Here is a 26,846-nt window from a genome sequence, read left to right as displayed (position 1 = left end):
CGTTCAGCCGACGTCGAGGCGGAGGAGGTCCTCCTCGTTCTCCCTGCGCACGATGACGCGGGAGCTCCCGCCGCGGACCGCGACCATGGCCGGCCGGGGCAGGTGGTTGTAGTTGCTCGCCATGGAGTAGCAGTAGGCCCCGGTGGCGGCGACGGCCACCAGGTCGCCCGGGCGCAGGTCGGCGGGCAGGTAGAGGTCGTGGACGATGATGTCGCCGCTCTCGCAGTGCTTGCCGACCAGGCGGGACAGCATGGGTTCGGCGTCGCTCTCGCGGGAGACGAGCTGGCTGGTGTACTCCGAGCCGTACAGGGCGGTGCGGATGTTGTCGCTCATGCCGCCGTCGACGCTGACGTAGGTGCGGATGCCCTCCACGTCCTTGACGGTACCGACCTCGTAGACGGTGATCCCCGCCGGGCCCGCGATGGCGCGGCCGGGCTCGACCGCGATGCGGGGCACCGGCAGTCCGGCCTCCTCGCACTCGCGGCGCACGATGGAGGTCAGGCTCCCCGCGATGGTCTTGGGGTCCAGGGGGTCGTCGCCGGAGGTGTAGGCGATGCCCAGGCCGCCGCCGAGGTCGAGCTCGGCCAGGGTGACGCCCAGCTCCTCGTGGACGCCGGTGAGGAACCTGGTCACGCGGCGGGCGGCGACCTCGAAACCGGAGGTGTCGAAGATCTGCGAGCCGATGTGCGAGTGCAGGCCGACGAGTTCCAGGTGCGGGGCGGCCAGGACGCGGCGGACGGCCTCGGCGGCGGCGCCGGTGCTCATCGCGAAGCCGAACTTCTGGTCGTCGTGGGCGGTGGCGACGAACTCGTGGGTGTGCGCCTCCACGCCGGTGGTGACGCGGATGAGGACCTTGGGGCGGGCGCCGAGTTCGGCGGCGATCGCGCCGAGGCGCTCGATCTCGTCGAGTGAGTCGATGATGACGCGGCCCACCCCGGCCTCGACGGCGCGGCGCAGCTCGGCGGCGGACTTGTTGTTGCCGTGCATGCCGATGCGCTCGGCGGGGACCCCGGCGGCCAGGGCGACGGTGAGTTCGCCGCCCGAGCACACGTCGAGCTTGAGCCCCTCCTCGTTGACCCAGCGCGCGACGGCCTTGGTCAGCAGCGCCTTGCCCGCGTAGTAGACGTCGGCGTCGGAGAAGGCGGTGCGGTAGTCGCGGGCGCGGCCCCGGAAGTCCTCCTCGTCCATGACGAAGAGCGGTGTGCCGTGGGTGGCGGCGAGTTCGCGCACGCCGACGCCGCCGACGGTGAGCTCACCGTCCGTTCGGCGCGCGGTGGCGGGCCACACGCGCGGGTCGAGGGCGTTGAGGTCCTCGGGCGGCAGCGGCGGGTTGTCCTCCGGCAGGATCTCCGCGTGGCGGGAACCGGCGGGGTGGGCGTAGCGGCTCATGATGGGCTTTCGGCTGGGACTGTACGGCTGTGCGGGTCGGCGGCACCCCCCATTGTCCACCGAACCGATCGGAACACCAGGGACGGGTACGGCCCACCGGGGGGCACGGGGCGTCTACAGCCTTGTGGGCGCTGACACCCCGAGCAGGAGGAGTCCGGTGCGGAGGACCCCGGCGACGGCTGCTGGCAGGGCCGGGTCCGCGGCGGTCCGCTCAGAGGCTTCGGGGACCGCGGCGGAACACGTCCGCCACTCATCGTAGGCACTGGTCAGCGCCTCCAGGTATCGGACCAGGATATGGGGTTCCTCTCGGCGGGCGGCCGTGTCCAGGGCGCTGGGGCCGTCGAAGAGGAGGCCGCGCACGGCGGCGGTGCGGTCGGGGCTGGCCGCGAGGGGCGGCGCGCCCTCGGCGCTCCAGCGCACGAGGCTGGTCGCGTGGGCGTGGGCGTAGCGCATCCGGAAGGCGGGGTTGGCGTCGGTCAGGCGCGCCCAGGCCCCGGGGTACTCGGCGGAGGGCAGCACCGGCAGGTCGCGTCCGGTGGTCTCGGTGCCGCGCGGGTGCTCGGGCACCGAGCGGCAGAAGGCGACGCGCGCGCTGTCCTCGCCGACCGCGCCGAGGGCGCGCGCGGCGGGGGTGAGCAGTTCCCGGTGCCCGCCGTCGAGGTAGGGGTCGCGCCAGGAGGCCTCGCCGGGGGCGGGCGGAGGGGCCTGGGGGCCGACCGCCAGGGCGACGCGGGCGCGGGCGTCGGCGCGGGCGAGCCTGCGGGCCTGGGCGACCGGCCCGGCCTCGTGCAGGGCGGAGGCGGGCCACTCCCCCTCGCCGTCCCAGTCCCGGCCGGTGAGGAAGCGGGGCCCGTCGGCCGCCGCGGCGAGCAGGGCGTCGCGCTGGCGCCCGGTGAAGGTGACGTTGAGGAAGCCGCGGCCGTCGCCGGTGACGCGGTCGAAGTCCACCAGGCCCTCGTCGCGCATGGCGGAGAGTTCGGCGGCTACGCGGTCGCGGACCTCGGCGCGGCGGTCCCCCCGGCGGTCGGTCTCCCGGCCGCCGGAGACGCCCGCCAGGCGGGGCGGCAGGGCGGTGGCGGCGTCGGCGCCCCCGTCCGCGTGGTCGTTGCGTGGCCACACGAAGGGGATCGCGTCCGGGGCCAGGTCCAGGGCCCGCGCGGCGGCCGCGCGGACGGCGGCCTCCAGGTGTCCGGGGGTCACTCCCGGCCCCTGTCGACCAGGCTCCGGATGATGTCGATGAGCACGTCGGGGTCGAAGGGCTTGGTGAGGTAGGCGTCCATACCGACGCGCCTGCCGCGCTGGTGGTCCGTCTCCTGGGTGCGCGCGGTGACCATGATGATGGGGCGGTCGCGGGTGCGGGCGTCGGCGCGCAGGCGCTCGACGGCCGTCCAGCCGTCCACGCGGGGCATCATGACGTCCATGGTGACCACGTGCGGGTCGATGTGCGCGGCGCGGTCGAGGCAGTCCTGGCCGTCCACGGCGGTGAACACCTCGAACCCCTCCAGTTCGAGGTTGAGGCGGATGAGTTCGCGGATGACGTCGTCGTCCTCGACGACGAGAACCCGTGTGGGTAGGGCGTTCACGGGCGCGACACTACCGCCGCCGGGCGACACGGCACCACCGGATTGCGGTCATCGACGGGCCGGGGCGGGCGCGGCGGCGACGGGTGGACGAAGGGCGGCGCGCCCCTGCTACAGTTGTTCACGCAAGCCAGCCCCCTTAGCTCAGGGGATAGAGCAACGGCCTCCGGAGCCGTGTGCGCAGGTTCGAATCCTGCAGGGGGCACACAGAACGGACCAGCGGATTCACCCCGCTGATCAGCCGGAACGACGCCGACCGCCACGGTCGGCGTTCTTCGTTTTACGGCACCCGGCACCACGTCTCCCGAACTTCCCCGGACACACGGTGGACGGGGCACGCGGCGGGCAGGACGTGTGACGCCACGCGGGGCGGTGGCACCGGGAGCTCCCGGTGCCACCGCCCCGCGTGTCGGGGCCGCCCGTGGTCGTCCGGCCGATCCGGCTCGGCGGGCGGTGCCCGGTCAGGCGGGACCGGGCAGCGGCCAGGAGCCGTCCACGACCGCCTCGGGGTCCCTGCGCCGCAGGTAGTCCTGGAAGCTCGCGGCCTGTTCGGCCTTCCAGACCGCCTGTGCGGCGTGCAGGTCGTCGATGTCCATGGCCGCCAGTTCGGGGTGGGCGGCGGCGAGCTTCCAGGCCAGCCGGGCGGCGGCGAGCGCGTCCGCGGCGGCCCCGTGCGCCTGTTCGGCGTCCAGGCGCACGCCGTGGTGGGCGCACACGTCGACCAGCTTGCGCGAGCCGCGCCGGAAGGTGTCGAAGCGCTTGTCGATCACCAGCGGGTCCAGGACGCGCAGCGTCCCGTCGAGGCGCGCCCCGGCGTCGTGGCGCCGTAGTTCGGCGGAGAGCAGGCCCAGGTCGTAGGGGGCGTTGTAGACCACCACCGGCACTCCGTCCGCGGCGGCCTTCTCCAGGGCGGCACCGATCTCGGGCACCGCCTCGGCGGCGGGGCGGCCGTGCTCGCGGGCGTGCTCGGTGGTGATGTGGTGGATGTCGGTGGCTTCCTGGGGGATGTCGATCCCGGGGTCGATGAGCCAGGTGGTGACCTCCTTGGTGCGGGCCGCGGGGTCGATGCGCCACAGGGCGGCGGTGACGATCCGGTCGTTGGCCAGGTCCAGGCCGGTGGACTCGGTGTCGAACGCGGCCATGGGCCGGGTGTGCCAGGTCATGGGGACCTTTCCGGGTCGGGATGTGCCCATAGGTACCCGCTCCGGCGCGTGTCGTGCCGGAGCGGGCGGACTTTCGCGGGCACGGTCCCGTCCGGCGGCGGTGTCGGCGCGGGGCCGCACCGGGCGGTCCCCCGGCCTGTGCGTGCCCGCACGGCCCCGCTCGGGAGGCGTTGTCCACAGGCGCGGACGGCCTCTGGTGCGGCGGGCGCGCGTGCCCTAACTTCGAGGCATGAAGTTCCTGGTACGCGAACGCGTTTTCGACATCGGTGACGACTACTGGGTGACCGACGAGGCGGGTGAGAAGGTCTTCCTCGTGGACGGCAAGGCGCTGCGGCTGCGCACGACCTTCGAGCTCAAGGACACCGGCGGCACCGTCCTCGCCGTCATCCGCAAGAAGCTGTTCAGACTGCGCGACCAGATGAGGGTCGAGCGGGAGGGCGGCGCCACCGCCACCGTGCGCAAGCGCCTGGTCAACCCGCTGCGCGACAAGCTCGTGGTGGAGGTGGAGGGCGCGCCGGACTGGGAGGTGACCGGGGACTTCCTCGGCAAGGAGTACGTGATCAGCGACGAGCACGGCACCGTCGCGCACGTGTCCCGCAAGTGGTTCCGCGTCCTGGACACCTACGCGGTGGACGTGAACACCCACCGCACCGACCTCGCCGGGGACCCTGCCCTGGTGATCAGCGTGGCGGTGGCCGTGGACACCCTCACCCGCGACGGGGATGAGGAGGAGGGGCCGGAGGACTGAGCCGAGGCACGCGCGGCGGCGCCCCGGCCCCTCCCCCGGGTCAGGCGTCGCGCCGGCGGAACAGCCACACCGCCGCCGCCCACACCAGCACCACCCAGGCCGCCATGACCGCGCCGCCCTGGAGTGCGGACAGGTCGGTCCGGTTGGGTCCTCCGAGCAGGAACATCTGGGCCCCCGCGCGGTCGGGCAGGTAGTCGGCCGCGTCGGTGAGCATCGAGAGGAAGAAGGACAGCGCCAGCACCGTGCTGATCAGCACGGTCAGCGGCACGATCGCGTTGCGCGCGAGGACGGTCAGCCCGGCCGCGAGCAGGGCCAGCAGGACCCAGTACAGGACGGCGCCCGCCAGGGCGCCCGGCACCGGGCCGCCGACGACGTCCGCCAGGGGGTAGCCGTGCTCCCCCAGCCCGAACTGGGTGGCGGCGAAGGCGGCGGTCACGGTCACCGCCGCGACGGGCAGTGCGGCCAGGACCACCGCCGTCGCCTTCGCGAGGAGGAGTCGGGACCGGTCGGGCACCGCCAGCAGCGAGGTGCGCAGTTGTCCGCCGGTGTACTCGCCGCTGACCGCGAGCACGCCCAGCACCACCATTCCGGCCTGCCCGTACATGATCGCGTCGAAGCCGCTCTGTTCGGGGACGACCTCGCGCACCAGCATCCCGGGGTCGTTCTCCAGGGCCTGGCCGACCGACCAGCCCGACAGCCAGGCCAGCCCGACCGTCAGGACCGGGGTCGCCAGGCAGGTGATCCAGACCGAGACGAGAGTGCGCAACTTGTCCGCCTCGGCGCGCAGGACGCCGTTCACCGCTGGCCCCCGGTCCACTCCCCGTGGCCCCGGCCGACGAGGGCGAAGAAGGCCTCCTCCAGTGAGTCGTGTCCGGCGGTCAGCTCCGCGGGTCCGCCCTCGGCGACCAGCCGTCCCCTGTCGATGACCACCAAGTGGTCGGCGATCCTCGCCACCTCTCCCATGAGGTGGCTGGAGAGCAGGACGGTGCGCCCGCGGTCGGCGAGCTCGCGGGTGAACCCGCGAATCCACCGGATGCCCTCGGGGTCGAGCCCGTTGACCGGTTCGTCCAGCACGAGCACCTCCGGGTCGCCGAGCAGGGCCGCGGCCAGGTTGAGCCGCTGGCCCATGCCCAGCGAGAACGTGCGCACCCGCGAGCGGGCGGCGTGCGCCAGGCCGACCCACTCCAGGACCTCCTCCGCCCGGGAGGCGGGCAGACCGTTGGCGCGGGCGATCCACCCCAGGTGGGCGCGGGCCGTGCGGGAAGGGTGGGCGCCGCCGACGTCGAGCTGGGCGCCGACGGTGGCTGCGGGTCTGCGCAGCGAGGTGTAGGGCACCCCGTTCACCAGGGCGCGGCCCCCGTCGGGCCGTTCCAGCCCGAGCAGTGTCCGCAGCGTGGTGGACTTTCCCGCCCCGTTGGGCCCCAGGAAGCCGGTGACCTGGCCGGGGCGGGCGGTGAAGGTGAGCCCGTCCACCGCCGTGTGGGCGCCGAAGCGCCTGGTGAGTCCGCGTATCTCGATCATGGCGCCCATCGTCGGGCCCGGGGGCGGACCGGCGCGTCGGCCCGGAGTGGACAGTCGCACCGTCAACCCCGGGGGACGTCCGAGGCGGGCGCACGTGTTCCCGGTGGGCCCGGTCGGCCGGGTCAGTCGCGGCGTGCGGCCCGGACCAGGCCGGTCTCGTAGGCGAAGACCACCAGTTGCGCGCGGTCGCGGGCGTCGAGTTTGGTGAGCAGGCGGCTCACGTAGGTCTTGACGGTGGCGCGGCTCAGGACGAGGCGGTCGGCGATCTCGGCGTTGGACAGCCCCCTGCCGACCAGGGCGGCGACCTCGCGCTCGCGCGGGGTCAGCGGGACGTCGGCCCACCCGTCCGGCTCGGGTTGCCTGGACCGGACCACCTCGGCGATCAGGCGCCCGGTGACCTCGGGGGCCAGGAGCGCCTGGCCGTCGGCGACCACGCGGACGGCGCGCAGCAGCTCCTCGGGGGCGGTGTTCTTGAGCAGGAACCCGCTGGCCCCGGCGCGCAGCGCCCCGTACACGTACTCGTCGAGGTCGAACATGGTCAGGACGACCACACGGGTGGCGGTGGTCCGCGCGCAGATTCGGCGGGTGGCGGCCAGTCCGTCGAGCCCGGGCATGCGCACGTCCATGAGGACGAGGTCGGGCCGGGTGCGCACGACCAGGTCGACCGCCTCGTGCCCGGTGCGCGCCTCGCCGACCACGGTGAGGCCGGGGTCACTGTCCATGAGCATGCGCAGCGAACCGCGCAGCAGGTCCTGGTCGTCGGCGACCACGATCCGCACCGGCGCCGTCTCACCCATGCCTGTCCCCCTGCCCTCGGACGGATACCGGGGCGCGTCGCCGCGCCGGCGTGCGGGCCCCGGGACACAGTCTGGCGGACTCCGCCCGCGGGTGGGTTCCCGTGTTCTGCCGCCTTTCGGCGCACGGGTGTCATCCGACGTTCAGACACTGTCCAGCACACAAATGTCACCCGGCACCCAAGGAGTCATCAGTCACACACAGCTCCTCCGGTACACGGGTTCCGTGAAGCGCACGGGCACCGTCCGGCACACGGGCGCGCCGTGTGTTCCGTGGGCGACAAGGCCACCGGCAAGGCGCTGTCGTCCGGCACACGGGCGCGCCGCGCGTTCCCGGTGGACGGGCCTTGGAACGCGGCTCGCCGTGTGCGACGGGGCGCTAGCAGTCGCCGCACGGCCTCACCCGGGCCCGGGTCCGAAGGGGATGCGCGCGCGGAGGCGGTGACCGCCGCCGGGGAGGGGCCCTGCGGAGAGGGTGCCGCCGTGCGCGGCGACACGCTCCGCCATCCCGGCCAGGCCGGTTCCGCTGCCCGGTACGGGAACGCGGCCGGGCGCGGGCCCGGTGTCGATGACCTCCACCTCCACGGCGGCGGCGCCGCCCAGGACGGTGACCTCGCAGATGGAGCCGGGCGCGTGCCGGATGGCGTTGGTGAGCGCCTCCTGGACCACGCGGTGGACGCTGTCCGCCACGGCTGGGGGCAGCGACCCGGCCCCTTCCGTCCGCAGGCGGCAGGTGATCCCCGTGCTCTCCGCGGTGGCGACGAGGGCCTCCAGGTCGGCCGGTCCTAGCTGTGGTCCCAGGGACGCGTCGTGGTCGCCGCGCAGGGACACCAGAACCCTGCGGAGTTCGTCCGAGGCCTGGCGACTGGCGGCCTCGATGTCGGCCAGGGCCGCCCGCAGGTCCTCGGCGTCCCCTCCCGTGTAGCGGGCCACCCCGGCGCGCATGCCGACCGCGCCCAGGGTGTGGGACACCACGTCGTGCACCTCGCGGGCCACCCGCAGCCGCTCCCGGACCCGGGCCTCGCGCGCCACCGCGGCGACCGCGCGCGCCTCCTGGACGCTGCGTTCCCGGACTGAGCGGCCCAGCAGCCAGGACAGGCCGAGGAGCACCGAGCCGACGCCGAGGTCGCGGACCACTCCGTCCAGGGCCGCGCCGTTGGTTCCGACGGCCACGACAGCCAGGACGCCCGCCAGCAGATAGAACCCGTGCCGCGGCCGGGTGGGGCCGCGTTCGGCGGTCAGCGCGAGCGGGTACAGCGCCCACGCGGCGGCGGCCAGCGGCATCTGGCCCCATCCCGCGACGGTGGCCGCCAGACCGGCGGCGAGCACCGCGCCGAAGGAGGCGGCGGGCCGTCTCCAGCGCAGCACGATCCCGGCCGCGACGACGGCGCACAGGACCGGGCGCACCCAGTCCAGCGGCTGGGCGCCCAGGGTGTGCGGGTCGGGCAGGCCTCCGGAGAGCAGCAGGTGGAGGAGGGCCACGGCGGTGTCCACCGCGAACCTGCGGCGCGTGGGACCGGGCCGGGCGTCCAACGCCGTCCAGTGTCGGGACGGCGCGGGGGCGGACGCACCGGTCGGCGGGGGGTCGGTCGCTGCGGTCACCGGTCGGGCTCCGTTCCGGAGGCGGGTGGGGGTTCCCCGTCCACGATGGCAGTGTCCGGCGGGTCCGTCGACGCGCTCGCGCGGTCGGCGGAGGCCGCGGGGCGGAGAGGGTGGCTGGCTGTAGTGCCCGGGGTGTCCGCGATGGGCCAGACTGTCGTTGGTCGACGGGCGAGAGGAAGGGACGGCGGGCATGGGTGCGGTCTGGAGGCGGGCGCTGCGGGCCAGCACGTACCTGCTGGTGGTTCTGGGTTCGGGTCTGGTGACGCTGGCGATGCTGCCGCTGACCCTGGCCGTGGCCCTGACCATCCCGATCGGGGGCCTGGGATTCGTGCTGCTCCCGCGCTGGGTGGGGCTGCTGGGCCGGTGGGCCTCCTGGCACCAGGGGTGGGCCTCCCGTTTCCTGGGCGTGCCGGTCCCGCGCGTGGGCGGGCGGGAGGCGTCCGGTTTCCGGGAGCTGTGGGGTCGGCCGTCCACCCGCCGCGTCCTGCTGTGGCTGCCCGTGTTCGCGCCCGCCAGCACCGTGCTGGGGCTCGTGGGGCTGCTGGCCCTCGCGATGCCGCTGAGCGCGCCGCAGTACCTGTTCTGGTGGGCGATCCCGGGGGAGGAGCCGTTGCAGCTCCTGTGGCTCCCGGTGCTGGACTGGGGCACCGCTCTGGTCACCGGGGTCGCCTACACGGTGGTCGGGTGCGCGCTGGGCCTGGGCGCGGCCGTCCCGGCGGCCCGGGCCCACGCCCGCATGACCCTGGCGCTGCTGGCCCCCACCGAGGCGGAGCTGCTGGCGGCCCGGGTGGACGAGCTGAGCCGCACGCGCGCCGACGTGGTGGACGCGCACGGCGCGGAGCTGCGCCGGATCGAGCGCGACCTGCACGACGGCACCCAGGCGCGGCTGGTGGCGATCGCGATGCAGCTGGGTGTGGCGAGGGAGGCCGTGGAGAACCCGGCCGTGGCCGCGCTGCTCCGAAACGCCCACGAGGGCGCCGAGGAGGCGATGGCCGAGCTGCGCGAGGTGATCCAGGGCATCTACCCGCCGATCCTGGCCGACCGGGGGCTGTCCGGGGCGCTGACCGCGCTGGCCGCCCGCACCACCGTCCCCACCCGCCTGGACGTGGGCGAGCTGGGCGCGCTCCCGGTGGCGGTGGAGACCGCGGCCTACTTCGTGGTCACCGAGTCGGTCACCAACGCGGTCAAGCACAGCGGGGCCGAGGAGATCTCCGTGCGCCTGGAACGGGCGGACGGCGTGCTGCGGGTGACGGTGCGCGACGACGGCTCGGGCGGGGTGGACGAGGAGCGCGGCAGCGGTGTGCGGGGACTGCGCCGCCGGGTGGCCGCCCTGGACGGTACGGTACGCGTGGACAGCCCGGCGGGCGGGCCGACCGTGATCGACGTGGAGATGCCGTGCGGATCGTGATCGCCGAGGACAACGTGCTGCTGTCGGCGGGGCTGGAGCTGCTGCTCTCCACCAGGGGCTTCGAGGTGGCCGAGGTGGCCGCGGACGCGGCGGCCTTCGCCGACGCCGTGGACCGCCACCGGCCCGACCTGGCCATCGTGGACGTGCGGCTGCCGCCGAACTTCCGTGACGAGGGCATCCACGCGGCGATCGGTGCCCGCCGCAGGCACGAGGCGCTGCCGGTGCTGGTGCTCTCGCAGTACGTGGAGAGGGACTACGCCGGGGAGCTGCTGGCCGACGGCCGCGGCGGGGTGGGCTACCTGCTCAAGGACCGGGTGGGCCGGGTCAGCGAGTTCGTGGACGCGCTGCGGCGGGTGGCCGGGGGCGGCACGGTGATGGACCCGGCGGTGGTGCAGCAGCTGCTGGCCCGCCGGGTCCGCGACCCCCTGGAGTCGCTCACCCGCCGCGAGAACGAGGTCCTGGCGCTGATGGCGGAGGGGCTCGACAACGGGGAGATCGCCGAACGGATCGTGGTCACCGAGAACGCGGTGCACAAGCACGTCGGCAACATCTTCGCGAAGCTGGGGCTGTCGCCCTCCGACAGCGGACACCGCCGGGTGCGCGCGGTGCTCGCCTACCTCGACAGCAGGTGAGCGGCCCCGGCCGGACCAGGCGGGTCGGCCCCCGGCGGAGGCGGGTCAGCGGCCGGACGCCGGGGCCTCCTCACGGGTTCCCCCGCGGGTGACCAGCAGGCCGGTGGCGGCCGCGGTGAAGAACATCAGCACGCCGTACACCGCGGACGGGACGGCCATCTCGGTGCTGCCGAGCAGGGCCGGGCTGAGCGCGATGGCCAGGGACAGCGTGGTGTTGTGCAGGCCGATCTCCATGCAGGAGGCGATCGCCTCGGGGCGGCCGGTGCCCAGGACCCGCGGCGCCCAGTAGCCGATGGTGAGGCTGGCGATGTTGAACAGCAGCACCATCAGCCCCACGGAGACGATGTAGTCGCCGATGTTGTCGAGTTCCTGGTAGAGCGCGACGGCGATGACGCCGAACAGCACCGCGACGGAGGCGATCTTGACCGGCCTCTCCATGCGCCGGGCGAAGGCGTCCGCCCTCGCCCTGACGAGCATGCCGACCGCGACGGGGACCAGGATGACCGCGAACACCTGGAGGACCTTGCCGACCTGGAGGCCGAGGGTGTCGCCGTCGCCCATGAAGCGGGCGATGGCCAGGTTGGTGATCAGCGGCAGGGTCACCATGGCGGTGAGGGAGTTGAGCGCCGTCAGGGAGATGTTGAGCGCGACGTTGCCGCGGAACAGGTAGCTGTACAGGCTGGCGGTGGTGCCGCCGGGCGAGGCGGCGAGCAGCATCATGCCCACCGCCAGGGCGGGCGGCGGGTCGAAGAGCAGGACGAGGGCGAGGCAGACCAGGGGCAGGACGAGGATCTGGCAGCCCAGAACGAGCGCGACCGTGCCGGGCATGCTGGTCAGTCGGACGAAGTCCCCGACGGTCAGGCTCAGGCCGAGCCCGAGCATGATGACGGCGAGTGCCGCCGGGAGCGCGATCGTGGCGATGGTGGAATCCATGGGCGGACACCTCGGGGCGAGCCGCGCGGGGGGGCGCGATCGGGCGGTCGGGGGGAGTGGCCGACCGTCGCGGACCGCGGAGGTGAGGGCGTCGGCCTGGGGCGCCGCGTGCGGTGGTACGGGGCCCGCGGGCCCGTGCGGACCGGGGATCGCGCCGTCCCGTGATCCGCGCCACATGTGGCTACTGGTCAGTATGCTGACACGCCCGTGCCCGGGTGGCAAGAGCGCACGCCCGGCCCGCCGTGCCCGGGTGGCCGCGGGCGCGTCCGCGCGGCGGGGACCGGACGCGTCCAGAACGCGCACGCGCCTCCCGCGTCTCCCCTCCCCTGGAGGGATCAGGCGCTCATGCGCCCCGCCCGGCCCTCCCCGCCCTCGCAGGGATCAGGCGGCGGGCCAGGAGCTGCCGGTGAGGTCGTAGGCCAGGTGGAACCACACCTTGCGGATGCTGGGGTGGCCGTTGTCGCCCCAGGCGGTGGCGAAGCTGTCGACCAGGGCCAGGCCCCGTCCGTTCTCCGCGGTGAGCCGGTCGCCCTCCAGCGGTCCGGCGCTCAGCGGGCGGTCCTCTCCCGGCTGGGAGCGCGTGGGCCTGCCGTTGTCCCGGCAGACCAGCGTGAGCCCGTTGGGCGCCCGGGTCACCCGCAGCACGAAGGTCTGGCCCTCCTCGCCGGAGCGGCTGTGCCGGATGGCGTTGGTGGCCAGCTCGGTGCCCAGCAGCGAGAAGACGTAGCGGTAGTCGCTGTCCCGGGCGGCCGCGCAGGTGTCCAGGAAGGCGCGGGCCAGCGGCACGCTGGCGGGCTCCCCGGGGAACTCCCAGTGGCGTTTGGTGAAGGGGACCGGCGGCCGTCCGCTGAAGTAGTGCCGGTACTCGTCCGGTACACCCTTGAGGACGGTGTCCTCGGCCTTGGCCAGAGCCGGCACGGAGACGAGCGTGGGCATGGGAGGACTCCTTCGGCGGGGCGGTTCAGTGGGCAGGCGAACCGGGGGAAGGGGGCGGCTGCGGGAGCGTCCTGGAACCGCCTTCGGGGGAGGGGCGGCGGGAACGGCTACGACCTTACGCGATCAGAACCCTGTGGGACAGGGGATGCGGGTGTGGTGAGTCCCCGAAATCCCGCGCGTTCTCCGGCCCGTCTCCCCCCGACCCGTCCCGCCGTTCAGTCCACGGCCCCGAGCGCCTCCTCGGCGGCGGCCTCGGCCGCGGAGCGCTCGGCGGGGACGAGCCCGACCCGGGTGCGGCGGTCCAGCAGGTCAGCGGCGTCCATGGCTCCCTCGTGGCGCACCCCGAAGCGGAGTTCGGCCCCGGTGACCCCGCGGACGAGGGGGGCGAGCAGCTCCGGGTCGGCGTCGGCCTCGGCCAGCACGGCGACCGCCTCGGTGCCGTACCTGGCCACCAGGCGGCGCGGGGCGGCCACGGCGTCGAGCGCCTCGCGCGGGGCGGCGCCGACCAGGGGCAGCGCGCGGGTCCGGCAGGGGCCCGCGGACAGCCCGCGGGAGCGCACGGCGGTGTCGACGGCCTGCTCGGCCATGGCGCGGTAGGTGGTGAGCTTGCCGCCGACCACGGTGACGGTGCCGTTCGGGGCGACCGTGACGGCGTGCTCGCGGGACAGGTCGGCGCTGTCCCCGACCCCGTGCACCAGCGGGCGCAGCCCGGCGAAGGCGCCCAGGACGTCGGAGCGCTCCAGGCGGGTCTCCAGGGCCCGGTTGAACCGGTCCAGCAGGAAGTCCACGTCGCTGTCGGGCACCTCGGGCACGTCCGGCACGGTGCCGTCCACGGGCTCGTCGGTGAGCCCGGCCAGGACCCGGCCGTCCGGCTGGGGCAGGGCGAACACGAAGCGGCTGGCGCTGCCGTCGATCGGCACGGTGAGCGCGGCCCGGGGACGGCCCAGGGCGGCGCCGTCGAGCACCAGGTGGCTGCCCCGGCTGGGGCTCAACCGCACGTGGGGGTCGAGCAGGTCGGCGTGGACCCCGGTGGCGTTGACGATCGCGCGCGGGCGCACGGGGACGATCCGGCCCGTCACCCCGTCGCGCAGCACGGCGCCGTCGGCGGCCAGGCTCTCGGCCGAGCAGCGGGTGAGGATCCGGGCGCCCTCACGGGCGGCGGTGCGGGCCAGGGCCACCACGAGGCGGGCGTCGTCGACGAGCTGGCCGTCGAAGGACACGACGCCGCCGAGGAGTCCCCGCCGTGCGACGCCCGGGAGCAGGCGCAGGGTCTGGCGCGGGCCGACCAGGCGGGGCCGGGGCAGCACGCCGCCGGGGGTCCCGGCCATGATCCGCAGCAGGTCGCCCGCCCCCGCCCCGGCGCGGACGAACAGGGCGCGTGCGAGTCCGGTCCCCCGGTGGACGGGGACGACCATGGGCAGGGGCCGCACCAGGTGCGGCGCGGTGACCCGCATGAGGACGTCGCGCTCGCGGGCGCTCTCGTAGGCGATGGCGACCTGACCCCTGGCCAGGTAGCGCAGGCCGCCGTGGACCAGCTTGGAGCTCCAGCGGCTGGTGCCGAAGGCCAGGTCGTGGCGTTCGACCAGGACGGTGGACAGACCGCGCGCGGCGGCGTCGAGCGCGACTCCGGCGCCCGTCACTCCCCCGCCGACGACCAGGAGATCGATCCGTGGGTCGTGCTCCAGCGCGGCGAGGTCGGCCGCGCGCCGGGCGGTGTTGAGGGAGGAGGAGGCGGGGACCGCGGGGCTCATGGGCTCTCCTGGTTCGGCGGGCGGAGGTAGCCGTCCAGGAGGGCGGCGAGCTCGTCGACGAGGCCGGACTCGTCGGTGACGTCGGCGAACAGGCGGCGGGAGGTGACCGTGCCCTGGACCGTGACCAGTACGAGGCGGGCCAGCACCGCGGGGTCGCCCGCGCGCACCGACCCGTCGCGCTGGCCCTCGGCCACGACCGGTTCCACCAGTTCGAGGGCCGCCCGGTGGCTGGTGCCCAGCCGCTGGAAGGTGTAGGTGGCCAGGAGTTCGGGCTCGGTGTCCACGATCCGGACGAACAGCGGGTGGGCGAGCAGCGCGCGGGCGACCCCGGCCGCGTGCCGGACCAGCCGGGCGCGCACGTCCTCTCCGGCGGGCCCGCCGGGGCCGTCGCCCTGGTCGGCGAGGATCCGCCGCAGCTCCCGGGTGAGCAGGTCGGCCACGAGCGCGGTCGCGTCGGGCCAGCGCCGGTACACGGTGGGCCGACTGACCCCGGCGCGGCGCGCCACGTCGGTCAGGGTGGTGCGGCGCACCCCGAAGGCCTCGACGCAGGCGCGGGCCGCGTCCAGGATGCGGTCTTCAACGTTACGTATTGACGCCATATGTAAAACTGTAGAGCATGACTGACGACACTTCCTCGGAGGCGGCGCCCGAGATGAGCTGGTTCGGGTGGGGTGACCCCGCCCGGGCGCGCGCGCTGGACCCCGGCCTGCGCGACCTGGTCTCCCAGGTGCTGCGGGCCCCTCTGGCGGACCTGCCCCCCGTCCCCGAGGAGCGGGTGGAGCTGCCCCCCTCGCGGCTGGACGAGCGGCTGCGCGGACTGCTCGCCGGTGCGGTCGGGCCCGGCCACGTGGACGACGGGGACGCCGCCCGGCTCCGCCACAGCGGCGGCAAGAGCACCCCCGACCTGCTGCTGCGCCGCGCGGGCAGGGCCGACCCCGCGCCGGACGCCGTCCTGTACCCCGCCGACCACGACCAGGTCCGGCGCGTCCTGGAGGTGTGCTCGGCCGAGCGCGTGGCCGTGGTGCCCTTCGGCGGCGGCACCAGCGTGGTGGGCGGGGTCGCGCCCCTGCGCGGCGGTCTGCGCGCCGTGGTCTGCCTGGACCTGCGCCGCCTGGACCGGCTGGTGTCGGTGGACACCGCCTCCATGACCGCCGTCCTGGGCGCGGGCGTGCGCACCCCGCGCGCCGAGGCGCTGCTGGCCGAGCACGGGTGCACGCTCGGGCACCTGCCGCAGAGCTACGAGTACGCGAGCGTCGGCGGCTACGCGGCCACCCGCTCCAGCGGGCAGGCCTCCTCCGGGTACGGCCGCTTCGAGGACATGGTGGTCTCGCTGCGCGCGGCCACCCCGCGCGGCACCCTGGACACGGGCGGCCCGCCCGCCTCGGCCGCCGGTCCGGACCTGGGCCGCCTGCTGCTGGGCTCGGAGGGGACGCTGGGCGTGATCACCGAGGTGGGCCTGCGGATCCGCCGCCGCCCCGAGCGCGTGCTGGACGAGGCGTGGTCCTTCCCCGACTTCGCGGCGGGCGTGGACGCGCTGCGGACCCTGGCCCAGTCCGGGATCCGGCCGACCATGGCGCGGGTCCTGGACGAGGCGGAGACCTTCGTGGGAGCGGCCGTGGGAGGGCGCGAGTCCGCGCCCGGCTGCCAGGCGGTCCTGGGCTTCGAGGGCACCGGCGCAGAGGTGGAGGTCCGCGCGGCCGCGGCGCGGGAGGCCATGGCCGGGGCGGGCGGCACCCCGCTGGGCCCCGAGCCGGTGGCGCACTGGCGCGACAACCGGTTCTCCGCGCCCTACCTGCGCGACTCCCTGCTGTCGGCCGGGGTACTGGCCGAGACCCTGGAGACCGCGGCCCCCTGGAGCGGCCTGCTCCCGCTGTACGCGGCGGTCTCCGGCGCGCTCACCGGGGCGCTGGAGGACGGGGAGGGCGGCGCCGTGGTGATGTGCCACGTGTCGCACACCTACCCCACGGGCGCCTCGCTGTACTTCACGGTGGTGACGGCGGCCGGGGCCGCGCCGCTGGAGCGCTGGGGCCGGGCCAAGCGGGCCGCCTCGGAGGCGATCGCCGCCAACGGCGGGACGATCACCCACCACCACGCGGTGGGGACCGACCACCTGCCGTGGATGGCCGCGGAGATCGGCCCCCTGGGCGGGGAGGTGCTGCGCGCGGTCAAGGCCGCGCTGGATCCGGAGGGGATCCTGAACCCGGGCAAGCTCATCCCCGCCCCGTAGGGCGGCGTCCGGCCGGGCCCCGGGGGCGGACGTCCGCCCCCGGGAGGACCTCAGGCCCGCTCCCCCTCCCGGGAGAGCTGGCGCTCCACCCGTCCGGCGAAGTCGGCGAGGAAGTCCAGGGCCTCGGCCTCGCCGACGCCGTCGTCTCCGCCGACGGTGTAGGAGACCGTCACACCGACGTTGACGGTGACGAAGACCGCCGAGCCGTAGGCGTCGCCGTCGGTGTGCCCGTCGCCCTCGAAGAGCACCGCGTACCCGGTGTCGCCCGCGGACACGGGGCGCCAGTCCAGGAGCACCGTCGTCTGGTCCTGCTCCTCCTCGTGACGTCCCCGCTCGCGGTCGCGGAGCTGGTCCTCAAGCTCCGCGTGGAACTTCTCGACGGCCTCCCCGCCGTCCTCGTACTCGAAGAGGGAGGCGGTGACGTGCAGGGGGAAGCCGTCGACGTTCCCGACACTGCAGTTGAGGTAGCCGAGCACGCCCGCCTCGGCCAGGTACTCCGTCTCGTCGTCCTCGACGGTGGTGTACTCGCCCTCGGCGCGTGGGCTCTCGGTGCCGGGCACGGAGTCCACCACCTCGGCCGGCAGCAGCCGTCCGCAGTCGGGAAGTTCCGCGTAGGGGCGGCCGTCGGCGATGTTCCACACCACGACGCCCAGGGAGGCCGCCAGCAGGACGGCCGCGGCGCCGCCGCCAACGACCAGGCCCCTGCGGGGACGCCGGCGCGGACCGGGCTGTGCCGGGTGGCCGGCAACCGGCGGCAGAGGCGGCGTGCCCCCGTGCGCGCCGTACCCGGGCCGGGCGGGCGGGACGTGGGGGTGGCCGGGCCCGCCGGGCGGCTGCCCCGGCCGTCCGGGGAAACCCCCGGCAGTCCCCGGGCCGGGGTGCGGCTGCCCGGGGGAGCCCGGCTGGGGCCGTGGGCCCGGATGGGGCTGTCCCGGCTGTCCGGGGAAGGGCTCCCCGCCGGGGGGACCGGGGAACGAACCGTCGTCGGGGGGATAGGTCATCGGCTCCGCGGCGCCGCCCCGTCCGGCGGGCGGACGCCGCGCCTCCTCACCAATGCTCGTCGGCCGCGCGCGGCGGCCGGGCACCGCCCGCCGCGCGAGGGGCGCCCGGGCGTATGCGTCGGTATGTCCCCCCAGTATCGCCAACCGGGGCCGCCGCGTCATGCCCGTGGCCGCGACCGGCCCGCGCCGCGGTCCGAACCGTCCGCGGCGGCCCTCCCCTGCCCCGACAATGGATGCCGTGGCACGAGGAAAGCTCCGCATCTACCTGGGATCGGCCCCCGGCGTCGGCACCACGCACAACGCCCTGGCCGAGGCCCGCAGCCGGGCCGAGCGCGGCACCGACGTCGTGGTCGCCGCCGCCCACACCCACCGCCGGGCACGGACCTCCGCGCTCCTGGAGGGGCTGGAGCGGGTCCCGCCGCTGCCGTCCGGTTCCGTGGACACCGCGGCCGTGATCGCGCGCGCTCCGGGGACGGCGCTGGTCGACGACCTCGCCCGCGCCAACCCGCCCGGCTCGCCCAACGCCACCCGCTGGCAGGACGTGGAGGAGCTGCTGGAGGCGGGCGTGGACGTGCTGTCCACCGTGGGCATCCACCACCTGGAGTCCCTCAACGACGTGGTCCACCAGATCACCGGCGCGCGCCCCCGGCAGACCGTCCCCGACCACGTGGTGCGCCGCGCCGCGGAGGTCGAACTCGTGGACGTCACCCCCCAGGAGCTTCGCCGCAGGATGGCGCGCGGCGACATCCACCCGGCCGAGAGCGTGGACGCGGCCCTGGCCGACTACTACCGGGAGGGCAACCTGGCGGCGCTGCGCGAGCTGGCGCTGCTGTGGACCGCCGACCGTGTGGAGGAGAGCCTGGCCCGCTACCGCGGCGAGCACGAGATCCGGCGGACCTGGGAGGCCCGGGAGCGGGTCGTGGTGGCGCTCACCGGCGGCCCCGAGGGAGAGACGCTGATCCGGCGGGCCGCCCGCGTGGCCGCACGCTCGCGGGGCGGACACCCCCAGCCCAGCCACCTGCTGGCGGTGCACGTGGTGCCGCCCAACGGCATGGCGCAGGCGCCCACAGACGACCTGCTGCGGCAGCGCAGGCTGCTCGTGGAGCTGGGCGGCACCTACCACCAGGTGGTCGGCAACGACGTGCCGACCGGGCTGCTGGAGTTCGCGCGGGGCGTCCAGGCCACCCAGATCGTGCTGGGGTCCTCGCGCCGCCGCACCTGGCAGTACGTGTTCGGCCCCGGGGTCGGGGCGATCGTGGCGCGCGACTCCGGGGACATCGACGTGCACATCGTCACCCACGAGCGGGTGGGCAGCGGCCGGTGGCCGCTGCCGCCGCCCGGCCGGGGGCTGGGCGAGCACCGCCGGGTGACCGGCTGGTCGCTGGCGCTGCTGGCGCCCACCCTGCTGTCGCTGGTGATGGCGCTGCCCCTGTTCGAGGACGTGGGCGCCGCCTCGGACGCGATGCTCCTGCTGCTGGCCACCGTGGCCACGGCGGCGGTGGGCGGCCTGCGCCCCGCCCTGGTGTCGGCGCTGTGGAGCGCGGTGCTGCTCACCGTGCTGCTGTCCCCGTTGCACGGGCGGCCCTCGGTGTCGCTGGACAACATGCTGGCGCTGACCGCGTTCGCCCTGGTGGGGGCGTTGGTGGCGATCGTGGTGGAGATGGCGGCGCGCCGGTCGGCGCAGGCAGCGCGCGCCCGGGCCGAGGCCGACGCGGTGACGCTGCTGGCCAGCAGCGTCCTGGCGGGCAAGGAGCCCCTCCAGGCCCTGCTGCGGCGGATCCGGGAGACCTTCGGGCAGCGGTCGGCGACCCTGCTGGAGCGGCTGGACGACGAGCGCTGGCGCGCGGCGCACAGCGTGGGCGCCCCGGCGTGCGAGTCCCCCGAGGAGGCCGACGTCCTGGTCTCGATCTCCGACAACCTGGCGCTGGCGCTGCGCGGCCGGGTGCTGCCCGCCGCCGACCGGGGCGTGCTGCGGGCCTTCGCCGCGCACATCGGCATCGCCCTGGAGCACCAGAGGCTGGAGTGGGACGCGGCCGAGGCGCGTGGCCAGGTGGCGGGCAACCGCATCCGCACGGCTCTGCTGGCCGCGGTCTCGCACGACCTGCGCACCCCGCTGACCTCGATCAAGGCGAGCCTGTCGAGTCTGCGCGCCACCGACATCACCCTCACCGAGGAGGACCGCGAGGACCTGCTGGAGACGGTGGAGGAGTCCACCGACCGGCTCAACCGGCTGATCGACAACCTGCTGGACATGAGCCGGGTGCACACCGACAACGTGCGCCCCAAACTCCGCGCGGTGGGGCTGGAGGAGGTCGTGCCCATCACCCTGCTGGGCCTGCCGCACGAGGCGGTCGTGGTGGACGTGCCCGACCGCCTGCCCCGCGTCCGCGCCGACGCCGGGCTGCTGGAGCGGGCGGTGGCCAACGTGGTCTCCAACGCGGTCCGGTACAACCCGGACCCGCGCCTGCCGGTGCTGGTCTCGGCGAGCGCGCACGGCGACAGCGTGCAGCTGCGCGTGGTGGACCGCGGGCCCGGAGTCTCCGACGAGGGCAAACAGCGCATGTTCGAGGCCTTCCAGCGCCTGGGCGACGCCCCCCAGGGCACGGGGGTGGGTCTGGGACTGGCGGTCGCGCGTGGTTTCGTTGAGGCGATGCACGGCAGGCTCGACCCCGAGGACACGCCCGGCGGCGGTCTGACCATGGTGTTCACGCTCCGTGCTGTGGAGAAGAGCGAGACGGACACCGGAGACGGGGAGGGGACCGATGCGGGTCCTGGTCGTTGACGACGACATGCAGATCATCCGGGCCATGCGGATCAACCTGAGGGCGCGCGGGCACGACGTGGACACCGCGGCCGACGGGGCGTCCGCGCTGCGGCTGGCCGCGGACAACCACCCCGACGTGGTCCTGCTCGACCTGGGGCTGCCCGACATGGAGGGCATGGAGGTCATACAGCGGCTGCGCGGGTGGTCGCAGGTGCCGATCATCGTGCTGTCGGCGCGGCACTCGGCCGGGGAGAAGGTGCGCTGCCTGGACTCGGGTGCCGACGACTACGTCACCAAGCCGTTCGGGATGGACGAGCTGCTGGCGCGCATGCGCGCGGCGGAGCGGCGGTCGGTGCGCGTGGACGAGGCCCCGGTGGTGCGCACGCCCTCCTTCACCGTGGACCTGGGCGCCAAGCGGGTGCTGCGGGAGGGCGAGGAGGTCCGGCTCACCCCGACGGAGTGGCACATCCTGGAGATCCTGGCCCGGCACGCGGGCCAGCTGGTCAGCCAGCGCCAGCTGCTGCACGACGTGTGGGGCCCGGCCTACCAGAGCGAGACCAACTACCTGCGGGTGTACATGGCGCAGTTGCGCCGCAAGCTGGAGCCCGACCCGGCGTGCCCGCGCTACCTGATCACGGAGGCGGGCCGGGGCTACCGCTTCGAGAGGGCGGGCTCGGCCCAGCCCGGGGACTGAACCCGTCGGCGCGTGCCGGGGCGGTCGGCCGCCGGGGCCGCCCGGCACGGGTCACAGGACGAAGGCCTCCCCCTCCGAGAGTTCGACGAGCATGTCGAACTCGTCGGTGCCGCCGTGGCCGCGGTTGGCCTTGGCCACCGCCAGGCAGGGCGCGAACGCGCGCGCCCACGCCATCATCCGGTCGCCGTCCACGCCCAGGACGCCGGAGAGCACGTCCACGCGCTGCACCACCTCGGGCAGGCTGGTGGCCTTCCACAGGGCCCAGTCCACGGCGTCGACCGCCGCGTCTCCCAGGCAGGCGCGCGGGTCGACGGCCACCAGGCCGCGCCGGCCGCCGTCGATGACGTTGCCCGGGTGCAGGTCGCCGTGGACGGGCACGACGTCCACAGTGCCGTTGGCCAGGTCGCGGGCCCGGCAGAAGCCCTGGTGCATGGCGGACGCGGACACCACCTCGGCGGCGGGCCCCTCGGCGCGCTCGCGGTTCCACAGGTCGAAGATGAACTGCACCCGCGAGGTCAGCGGGCGCAGTTCGAGCAGTTCGTGCCGGGGCACCTCGACGGAGTGCAGCTGGGAGATGAGCGCGCCGACGGTCTCCATCGGCGGCACCCGCCCGCCCGCCGCGACGGTGTCGCCGCTGATCCACTCCATGAGGATGGCCCCCCGCGCGTTGTCGACCTCCCACACGCGGGGCACGCGCCCGGAGGTCTCCCACATCCGCAGCACCCGTGCCTCGGACGCGGCCAGGCCGGTGTCCGGTGAGAGCTTGAGGACCGCGCGGTCGCCGTCCGGGCGCACGACGCAGACGACGACGGAGGTCCGGCCGTGGGGGGCCGGGCCCTCGACGGTCAGCCCCCAGTCGGAGGCGATCCCGGAGACGATCCCCGGGAGTTCGGTCAGCCACTCGCCGACGTGGCTGCCGAAGCGCCGTTCCAGACGCCGACGCTGCCGGTCATCGACGAACTGCGCTGTGACGTCGTTCATACATCCACCTTAGGTTCGCTCGCGTCGATGACGGTTCGGGGTGGCCCCTCGCGGGTCGGTGGAGCCGCGGACCGCACGGTCCGCGGCGCACTGGCTCTGTTCGGGTCCCGGACCGGTCGCGGGGAAACCTCCGCGCCGGCGGGGGGAGGCGGGGGCCGCCGGAGGAGTCGCGTCCGGTCGCCACCGCGCCGTGTGGGAGGCGGCGCGGTGCGGATGCCGTGTTTGTGGGTGCGGGGGGTTCCCGCCCGTTTGCCCCCTACCCATCCGCGCGCTCCCGGTAACGGTGGCGCGGCGCCCCGAACTCCTGCGGTCACCCGTGCGGCGGACGGTGTCACCGTGGGTGTCGGCCCGTCGGGGACCGCGTTCTCAGGCCAGGCGCCCCCTGACCGCCCGGTGCTGGGCGAGGAGGGTGTCCACGACCAGCTCGGAGGGCCACAGGGGCTCGGTGATCGCGGTGACGTCCAGACCGCGCAGCAGGTCGAAGTCGGGGCCGTCCACGAGCCTCCACGCGGCGACGGCGACGTTGTCCTGGCCGTGGCGGCGCAGCCGGTCGACGGCGTCGACCACCGAGGGCGCCCAGGTGCGCAGGTAGCCCACCTGGACCGGGGAGTCGAGGCGGCGGCTGAGCATGCGCGCCACGTCCATGACGACCTGGTGCTCCTCGGTGCCGGTGGTGCCGTCGGCGGCCAGGACCACGCCGTCGGACGGACCCCAGCCGGAGTCGGCCAGCCGCCCGGCGAGGTCGGCCACGATCGACGGAACCGCTCCCAGGGGCGGGGTCTGGCAGGAGTCGCTCATACGGCCGAGGCCGAGCCGGGAGAGCAGGCGGGCGCTGGCGACGTCGCCGCCCGCGACGAAGGCGGGGACGACCACCTTGGGCCCCCGGACGGAGTGGACGGTGGCGGCGACGTCGTCGGGGCTGCCGAAGGCCGGGGTCACCGGCACCTCTCCCCTGCTCGCCACCGCCTCGGCCAGGCCCCACAGGGCGTCCCGGCGGTGGGTGTCACGTGAGTCGTCGGCTACGAGGACCATCGTCGGGACCATGCACGTCTCCTTCGGTACATCTGCGGGGGGAACTGCCTTGCCCGCCGAGCGTAAAGCGGCTCAGTTTCACGGGGGTTGTGCGGTGTTACGCGGAGGAAAAAAGCGAACAATGGCTGTGGTGGTTATGACCACCGGGGGTCTGCGTGAACCATAACAATCGCCGAAAAAACAGGGCATGTCCACTTCTGGAGAGAGTGGTGTAGGACTCACGGCTTCCGGAGGACGAAGGGGGCTATCCTTGACGCCGAGAGAGGAAGCCGCCCCCACCTGCTCCGACGAACCGCCCCTTCCCTCCCGCCCCGGAACCGGTCCCCGGCGGGGCATGGCGGACACCACACCCATTCTCCGGCGGACGAATAACCGCTTTCGCCCCCGACCTCTCTAGAGAAATACCCAGCAAAGCTTTTCTCATGCATTCGCCAGGTGCGGATGCACGTGCTGCGGAATGTGCGGCAGCCTTCCTGCCTGAGAGGACGCGGATTCTCGGCCGTCTTCGGAGCGCGCCGCTTTTCGCCGGTGTCCGTTCCCGCCCGGCCGCCTCCGGACCGGCCGGAGCGCCGCGCCCCGCTCCGGCCGGTCCGGACCTCCTCGCACGCGCGCGAGGCCCCCCTTGCACATCACGCCGTTCTCTGTCAAGGGTGCGTACTCCCCCAAGCCCCCATAGCCGCACACCACCTGACGTGGGGAGACAGGATGCGGGTCCGGCGCGATCACTTGCCATGACCCCCTCGACCCGCTCACACTTGGTACCGATGGAGCGCGTACCCGCAGGCGGCACACGCCGCGGGAACGCTCCGGGCCGCCGCCCGACCGGACTCCCCACCTCCGGACGGACCGCGCCCCCAGATCCGCACCGAACCATCCAGACTGGAGTGAGCATGGCCGTCCACCCTCGGGTGCAGACGCTGGCCCAGACCTTTCTCGCGTACGCCGACCAGGAGGCCCCCGGCCTGGTCGAAGGCCTCTACCTGACCGGTTCGGTCGCCCTCGGCGACTTCCGCCCGCACACCAGCGACGTCGACTTCGTGATCGTCACCGGTCACACGCCCGGCAGGCGCGAACTGGAGCTGCTGCGACGCGTCCACGCGCGCACCCGCGCCGCCGCCACCGGACCCCAGTTCAACGGCATCCACGTCACCTGGGACGACCTCACCCGCGACCCCACGGCCTGCGGCCCGGTCGCCTCGGTGATCGGCGGCCGGTTCCGCAACCGGGCAAGCGCCGACGTCAACCCCGTCACGTGGCACATCCTCGCCGAGCACGGCGTGACCGTGCGCGGCCCGCACCCGCTCGAACTGGACGTGTGGGACGAGCCCGAGAGCCTGCGCGCCTGGTCACTGGGCTCCCTGGACGAGCAGTGGCGGCGCTGGCGAGAGAAGGCGGGCCGCCTGGTCACGCCGCGCGGCCTGGCCGCCCTGGGCTCCCTGGCGCCCTCCTGGAGCGTGCTGAGCGTCAGCCGCCTGCACTTCACCCTCAAGACCGGGGAGATCACCTCCAAGAGCGGCGCGGGCGCCTACGCCCTGCACGCCTTCCCCGACCGGTGGCAGCGCATCGTCAACGAGTGCCTGCGCGTGCGGCGCAACGTCAGCGCCCCCTCCCTGTACGAGAGTGCGCTGGCCCGGCGCAGGGCCGCCCTGGACTACATCGAGATGGTGCTGGACGACTCCCTGCGCCCCGGCCTGGCCGCGGCCTGAGCCGTCCGGAGCCGCCTCCGGGCCCCGAGTCCGGATTCTCCGCTTCCGTACCGCCGGGAGCACGCTTCCGACTACCCTGGGGCACATGACCATGCGCCCTATCGTCCGTTTCGGCGACCCCGTCCTCGTCACGCCCACCACACCCGTCACCCGGTTCGACAAGCACACCAGGGCGCTGGTGGACGACCTCCTGGAGACGGTCGAGGCCCCCGGGCGGGCGGGTCTGGCCGCCAACCAGATCGGCGTGGGCCTGCGCGTGTTCAGCTACAACGTCGAGGGCCGGATCGGCTACGTGATCAACCCGAGGATCGCCGAGCTGTCGGAGGAGGTCCAGGAGGGCGACGAGGGCTGCCTGTCGGTCCCCCGGCTGTGGTACCCCGCGACCCGGGCCGAGCGCGCCGTCGTCACCGGGGTGGACCTGCGCAACGAGCCGGTCACCGTGGAGGGCACGGGGCTGATGGCCCGCTGCCTCCAGCACGAGACCGACCACCTCGACGGCATGGTCTACATCGAGCGCCTGGACCCGCAGACGCGCAAACGGGCCCTGCGCGACATCCGCCGCTCGGACTGGTTCATGCCCGCCGAGCCCCCCGAGCCCGCGGGCGTACAGCTGCCCAGCGCCTTCGGCGGCGCGAGCTGAGGGTCCCGGCCTCCTTCCGGCGGGCCCGGACCCGGAACAGCCGACCGGGGTCCGGTCCGGTCCCCGGCTCCGGGTATCTTCGGACACATCCCCGCGCAGTCTCCCAAGTCACGTGAGTAACGCACTAGGCATGTAACGCCAAGATCTCGTATGGTCTGCTGAGTATCTCCCACCGCCGCGGCTCCCCCCGTCACACGCCGCAGGCCGACCGGATGCGCTCGGACCATCCTCGGAGCAGACATGACACCCACTCCTCCCTCATTCGCGCGCGGCAGGCGTGCCGCCCTGTCCCTCAGCGCCCTGGCGGCGGCCCTGCTGGTCGCCCTGCCCGGAACGGCTCTGGCGGAGCCGGACAACGACGAGGTGGACATCGACGAACTGAACCGGCGGGCCGAGGAGCTGGAGGAGAGCTACGACGGCGAGCTCCTCCAGTTCAACGAGATCAAGGACCGCGTGGAGAAGGCCGAGGAGGACCTGGAGGAGGTCGAGGGGCGTCTGGAGGCCTCCCGGACCGGTGTGTCCACCATCGCCTCCACCCAGTACAAGAGCGGCGGCGGCCTCGACCCCGCGTTCCAGGTGATCTTCTCCAGCGACCCGGAGAGCATGTTCGCCGACGCCGCGACGCTGAACTACCTCGGGCAGAGCCAGTCCGAGCAGATCTACGACCTCATCCAGACGCGGGACGAGGCTGCCCTGGTCAACGAGGAGCTCCAGACCGAGCTGGCCGAGGCCGAGGAGCTCGTCGAGACGCTGGAGGAGGAGCGCGAGGAGGTCGAGGCCAGGATCGAGGAGTACGAGGCGGAGCAGATCCCCGAGACCCCGGGCGACGGCAGCATCCCGGCCAGCGCGCGGGGCTGGGGCTGGGACGGGGCCACTCCGCGCATGGCGGCGATCCGCGACGAGATCGTGCAGACGTTCGGCGCGCCCTACCCGGTCGGCTGCCTGCGCTCCAGCGCCGACGACCACGGCACGGGCCAGGCCTGCGACTTCATGATGAGCGCGGGCGGTGCGCTGCCCTCGGCGGCCAACCAGTCCCTGGGTTCGCAGATCTCCCAGTTCGGGATCGACAACGCCGACCGGCTGGGCATCAAGTACATCATCTGGGAGCAGCAGATCTGGCACTCCGCTTCCCGCCAGTGGAAGTGGATGGAGGACCGGGGCGACAACACCCAGAACCACTACGACCACGTGCACATCTCGTCGTACTAGTCAGTGTTTTTTGGACCTCCGCTTCGCTTCGTCCCACCCGTCGCCCGCCACCACCCTCAACGGACGCCTACGGCGCGGTCCTGCTTGTGTTCGGGCGCCCGGAGAACGGGAACCTTCGGCGCCTACGGCGGGTTC

General features: G+C 74.4%; 24 protein-coding genes and 1 tRNA gene. 10 read left to right on the top strand and 15 right to left on the bottom strand.

The window, feature by feature from the left end; translation table 11 throughout:
• Positions 1 to 3 precede the first annotated feature (3 nt).
• From lysA to G011_RS0112490, 3 genes are all read right to left on the bottom strand, one after another.
• Positions 4 to 1,389 carry a diaminopimelate decarboxylase gene (gene lysA / locus G011_RS0112500; protein ID WP_019608755.1) on the bottom strand — a complete coding sequence of 462 codons (1,386 nt, stop codon included), beginning with the start codon at positions 1,387 to 1,389 and terminating at the stop codon, positions 4 to 6.
• Positions 1,390 to 1,503: 114 nt separating this feature from the next.
• Positions 1,504 to 2,589, bottom strand: a complete 1,086-nt coding sequence (locus G011_RS0112495) for a DALR anticodon-binding domain-containing protein (RefSeq protein WP_019608754.1) — start codon at positions 2,587 to 2,589, stop codon at positions 1,504 to 1,506.
• A complete protein-coding gene (locus G011_RS0112490; RefSeq protein ID WP_019608753.1) occupies positions 2,586 to 2,972 on the bottom strand; it encodes a response regulator in 387 nt (128 codons plus the stop codon). The genes G011_RS0112495 and G011_RS0112490 overlap by 4 nt, the downstream gene beginning before the upstream one ends.
• A 130-nt stretch (positions 2,973 to 3,102) precedes the next feature.
• On the opposite strand from G011_RS0112490, the gene G011_RS0112485 reads away from it, so the two are divergent.
• Positions 3,103 to 3,174 (top strand) — tRNA-Arg (locus tag G011_RS0112485).
• Between the two features lie 256 nt (positions 3,175 to 3,430).
• Here the strand turns inward: G011_RS0112485 and G011_RS0112480 are convergent.
• A complete protein-coding gene (locus G011_RS0112480) occupies positions 3,431 to 4,132 on the bottom strand; it encodes an exonuclease domain-containing protein (RefSeq protein WP_019608752.1) in 702 nt (233 codons plus the stop codon).
• A gap of 229 nt (positions 4,133 to 4,361) precedes the next feature.
• On the opposite strand from G011_RS0112480, the gene G011_RS0112475 reads away from it, so the two are divergent.
• Positions 4,362 to 4,880, top strand: coding sequence for an LURP-one-related/scramblase family protein (locus tag G011_RS0112475; protein WP_019608751.1), 519 nt, complete (start codon positions 4,362 to 4,364; stop codon positions 4,878 to 4,880).
• 40 nt (positions 4,881 to 4,920) lie between these two features.
• On the opposite strand, the gene G011_RS0112470 is transcribed toward G011_RS0112475, so the two are convergent.
• The 4 genes from G011_RS0112470 to G011_RS0112455 all read right to left on the bottom strand — a co-directional run bounded on the left by G011_RS0112470 (position 4,921) and on the right by G011_RS0112455 (position 8,797).
• Entirely contained in the window at positions 4,921 to 5,679 is a 759-nt protein-coding gene (locus G011_RS0112470) for an ABC transporter permease (protein ID WP_019608750.1), read from the bottom strand.
• On the bottom strand, positions 5,676 to 6,401 hold the full coding sequence (locus tag G011_RS0112465; protein ID WP_019608749.1) for an ABC transporter ATP-binding protein: 726 nt from the start codon (positions 6,399 to 6,401) through the stop codon (positions 5,676 to 5,678). Before G011_RS0112465 ends, G011_RS0112470 begins: the two co-directional genes overlap by 4 nt.
• A gap of 122 nt (positions 6,402 to 6,523) precedes the next feature.
• On the bottom strand, positions 6,524 to 7,198 hold the full coding sequence (locus G011_RS0112460; protein ID WP_019608748.1) for a response regulator transcription factor: 675 nt from the start codon (positions 7,196 to 7,198) through the stop codon (positions 6,524 to 6,526).
• Positions 7,199 to 7,594: 396 nt separating this feature from the next.
• Positions 7,595 to 8,797, bottom strand: a complete 1,203-nt coding sequence (locus G011_RS0112455) for a sensor histidine kinase (RefSeq protein WP_026338244.1) — start codon at positions 8,795 to 8,797, stop codon at positions 7,595 to 7,597.
• Between the two features lie 190 nt (positions 8,798 to 8,987).
• Here G011_RS0112455 and G011_RS0112450 point away from each other — a divergent pair, with 190 nt between their 5' ends.
• Together G011_RS0112450 and G011_RS0112445 are read left to right on the top strand one after the other, a co-directional pair.
• Positions 8,988 to 10,205: a sensor histidine kinase gene (locus G011_RS0112450; protein ID WP_019608746.1), complete on the top strand. Its 1,218-nt coding sequence runs from the start codon at positions 8,988 to 8,990 to the stop codon at positions 10,203 to 10,205.
• Positions 10,193 to 10,837, top strand: a complete 645-nt coding sequence (locus G011_RS0112445; RefSeq protein ID WP_013151363.1) for a response regulator transcription factor — start codon at positions 10,193 to 10,195, stop codon at positions 10,835 to 10,837. The genes G011_RS0112450 and G011_RS0112445 overlap by 13 nt, the downstream gene beginning before the upstream one ends.
• A gap of 45 nt (positions 10,838 to 10,882) precedes the next feature.
• Here the strand turns inward: G011_RS0112445 and G011_RS0112440 are convergent, their stop codons facing one another.
• The 4 genes from G011_RS0112440 to G011_RS0112425 form a co-directional block, all read right to left on the bottom strand.
• Positions 10,883 to 11,770, bottom strand: a complete 888-nt coding sequence (locus tag G011_RS0112440; protein WP_019608745.1) for a bile acid:sodium symporter family protein — start codon at positions 11,768 to 11,770, stop codon at positions 10,883 to 10,885.
• 381 nt (positions 11,771 to 12,151) lie between these two features.
• Positions 12,152 to 12,706 (bottom strand): ATP-binding protein, encoded by a 555-nt coding sequence (locus G011_RS0112435; protein ID WP_019608744.1) that lies wholly within the window; start codon positions 12,704 to 12,706, stop codon positions 12,152 to 12,154.
• Between the two features lie 215 nt (positions 12,707 to 12,921).
• Complete coding sequence (locus G011_RS0112430; RefSeq protein ID WP_019608743.1) at positions 12,922 to 14,457, bottom strand: glycerol-3-phosphate dehydrogenase/oxidase; 1,536 nt, start codon at positions 14,455 to 14,457, stop codon at positions 12,922 to 12,924.
• Positions 14,454 to 15,056 carry a TetR/AcrR family transcriptional regulator gene (locus tag G011_RS0112425; protein ID WP_013151359.1) on the bottom strand — a complete coding sequence of 201 codons (603 nt, stop codon included), beginning with the start codon at positions 15,054 to 15,056 and terminating at the stop codon, positions 14,454 to 14,456. Before G011_RS0112425 ends, G011_RS0112430 begins: the two co-directional genes overlap by 4 nt.
• A gap of 17 nt (positions 15,057 to 15,073) precedes the next feature.
• On the opposite strand from G011_RS0112425, the gene G011_RS0112420 reads away from it, so the two are divergent.
• The gene (locus G011_RS0112420; RefSeq protein WP_026338243.1) at positions 15,074 to 16,684 is read left to right on the top strand and encodes an FAD-binding oxidoreductase; all 1,611 of its coding nucleotides are present in this window, start codon (positions 15,074 to 15,076) and stop codon (positions 16,682 to 16,684) included.
• A gap of 50 nt (positions 16,685 to 16,734) precedes the next feature.
• Here the strand turns inward: G011_RS0112420 and G011_RS32420 are convergent, their stop codons facing one another.
• Positions 16,735 to 17,328, bottom strand: coding sequence for a hypothetical protein (locus tag G011_RS32420; RefSeq protein ID WP_019608741.1), 594 nt, complete (start codon positions 17,326 to 17,328; stop codon positions 16,735 to 16,737).
• Between the two features lie 586 nt (positions 17,329 to 17,914).
• On the opposite strand from G011_RS32420, the gene G011_RS29770 reads away from it, so the two are divergent.
• Together G011_RS29770 and G011_RS0112405 are read left to right on the top strand one after the other, a co-directional pair.
• Positions 17,915 to 20,467 (top strand): ATP-binding protein, encoded by a 2,553-nt coding sequence (locus tag G011_RS29770; RefSeq protein WP_081642956.1) that lies wholly within the window; start codon positions 17,915 to 17,917, stop codon positions 20,465 to 20,467.
• Positions 20,448 to 21,143 carry a response regulator gene (locus G011_RS0112405; RefSeq protein WP_013151355.1) on the top strand — a complete coding sequence of 232 codons (696 nt, stop codon included), beginning with the start codon at positions 20,448 to 20,450 and terminating at the stop codon, positions 21,141 to 21,143. The genes G011_RS29770 and G011_RS0112405 overlap by 20 nt, the downstream gene beginning before the upstream one ends.
• Positions 21,144 to 21,194: 51 nt before the next feature.
• On the opposite strand, the gene G011_RS0112400 is transcribed toward G011_RS0112405, so the two are convergent.
• Together G011_RS0112400 and G011_RS0112395 are read right to left on the bottom strand one after the other, a co-directional pair.
• Positions 21,195 to 22,124: an aminoglycoside phosphotransferase family protein gene (locus tag G011_RS0112400; protein ID WP_019608739.1), complete on the bottom strand. Its 930-nt coding sequence runs from the start codon at positions 22,122 to 22,124 to the stop codon at positions 21,195 to 21,197.
• Between the two features lie 366 nt (positions 22,125 to 22,490).
• A complete protein-coding gene (locus G011_RS0112395; protein WP_019608738.1) occupies positions 22,491 to 23,168 on the bottom strand; it encodes a sirohydrochlorin chelatase in 678 nt (225 codons plus the stop codon).
• Positions 23,169 to 24,046: 878 nt separating this feature from the next.
• On the opposite strand from G011_RS0112395, the gene G011_RS0112390 reads away from it, so the two are divergent.
• From G011_RS0112390 to G011_RS0112380, 3 genes are all read left to right on the top strand, one after another.
• Positions 24,047 to 24,862 carry a nucleotidyltransferase domain-containing protein gene (locus G011_RS0112390; protein ID WP_019608737.1) on the top strand — a complete coding sequence of 272 codons (816 nt, stop codon included), beginning with the start codon at positions 24,047 to 24,049 and terminating at the stop codon, positions 24,860 to 24,862.
• A gap of 85 nt (positions 24,863 to 24,947) precedes the next feature.
• A complete protein-coding gene (gene def, locus G011_RS0112385) occupies positions 24,948 to 25,502 on the top strand; it encodes a peptide deformylase (RefSeq protein WP_019608736.1) in 555 nt (184 codons plus the stop codon).
• Between the two features lie 240 nt (positions 25,503 to 25,742).
• Positions 25,743 to 26,711 carry a hypothetical protein gene (locus tag G011_RS0112380; protein WP_013151350.1) on the top strand — a complete coding sequence of 323 codons (969 nt, stop codon included), beginning with the start codon at positions 25,743 to 25,745 and terminating at the stop codon, positions 26,709 to 26,711.
• Positions 26,712 to 26,846 lie beyond the last annotated feature (135 nt).

The organism is Nocardiopsis sp. CNS-639, from assembly GCF_000381685.1.
In the GTDB taxonomy this organism is placed as follows: domain Bacteria; phylum Actinomycetota; class Actinomycetes; order Streptosporangiales; family Streptosporangiaceae; genus Nocardiopsis; species Nocardiopsis dassonvillei.
Note: the sequence above shows the minus strand (reverse complement) of the source record. Positions and strands in the feature narration are given on the sequence as shown.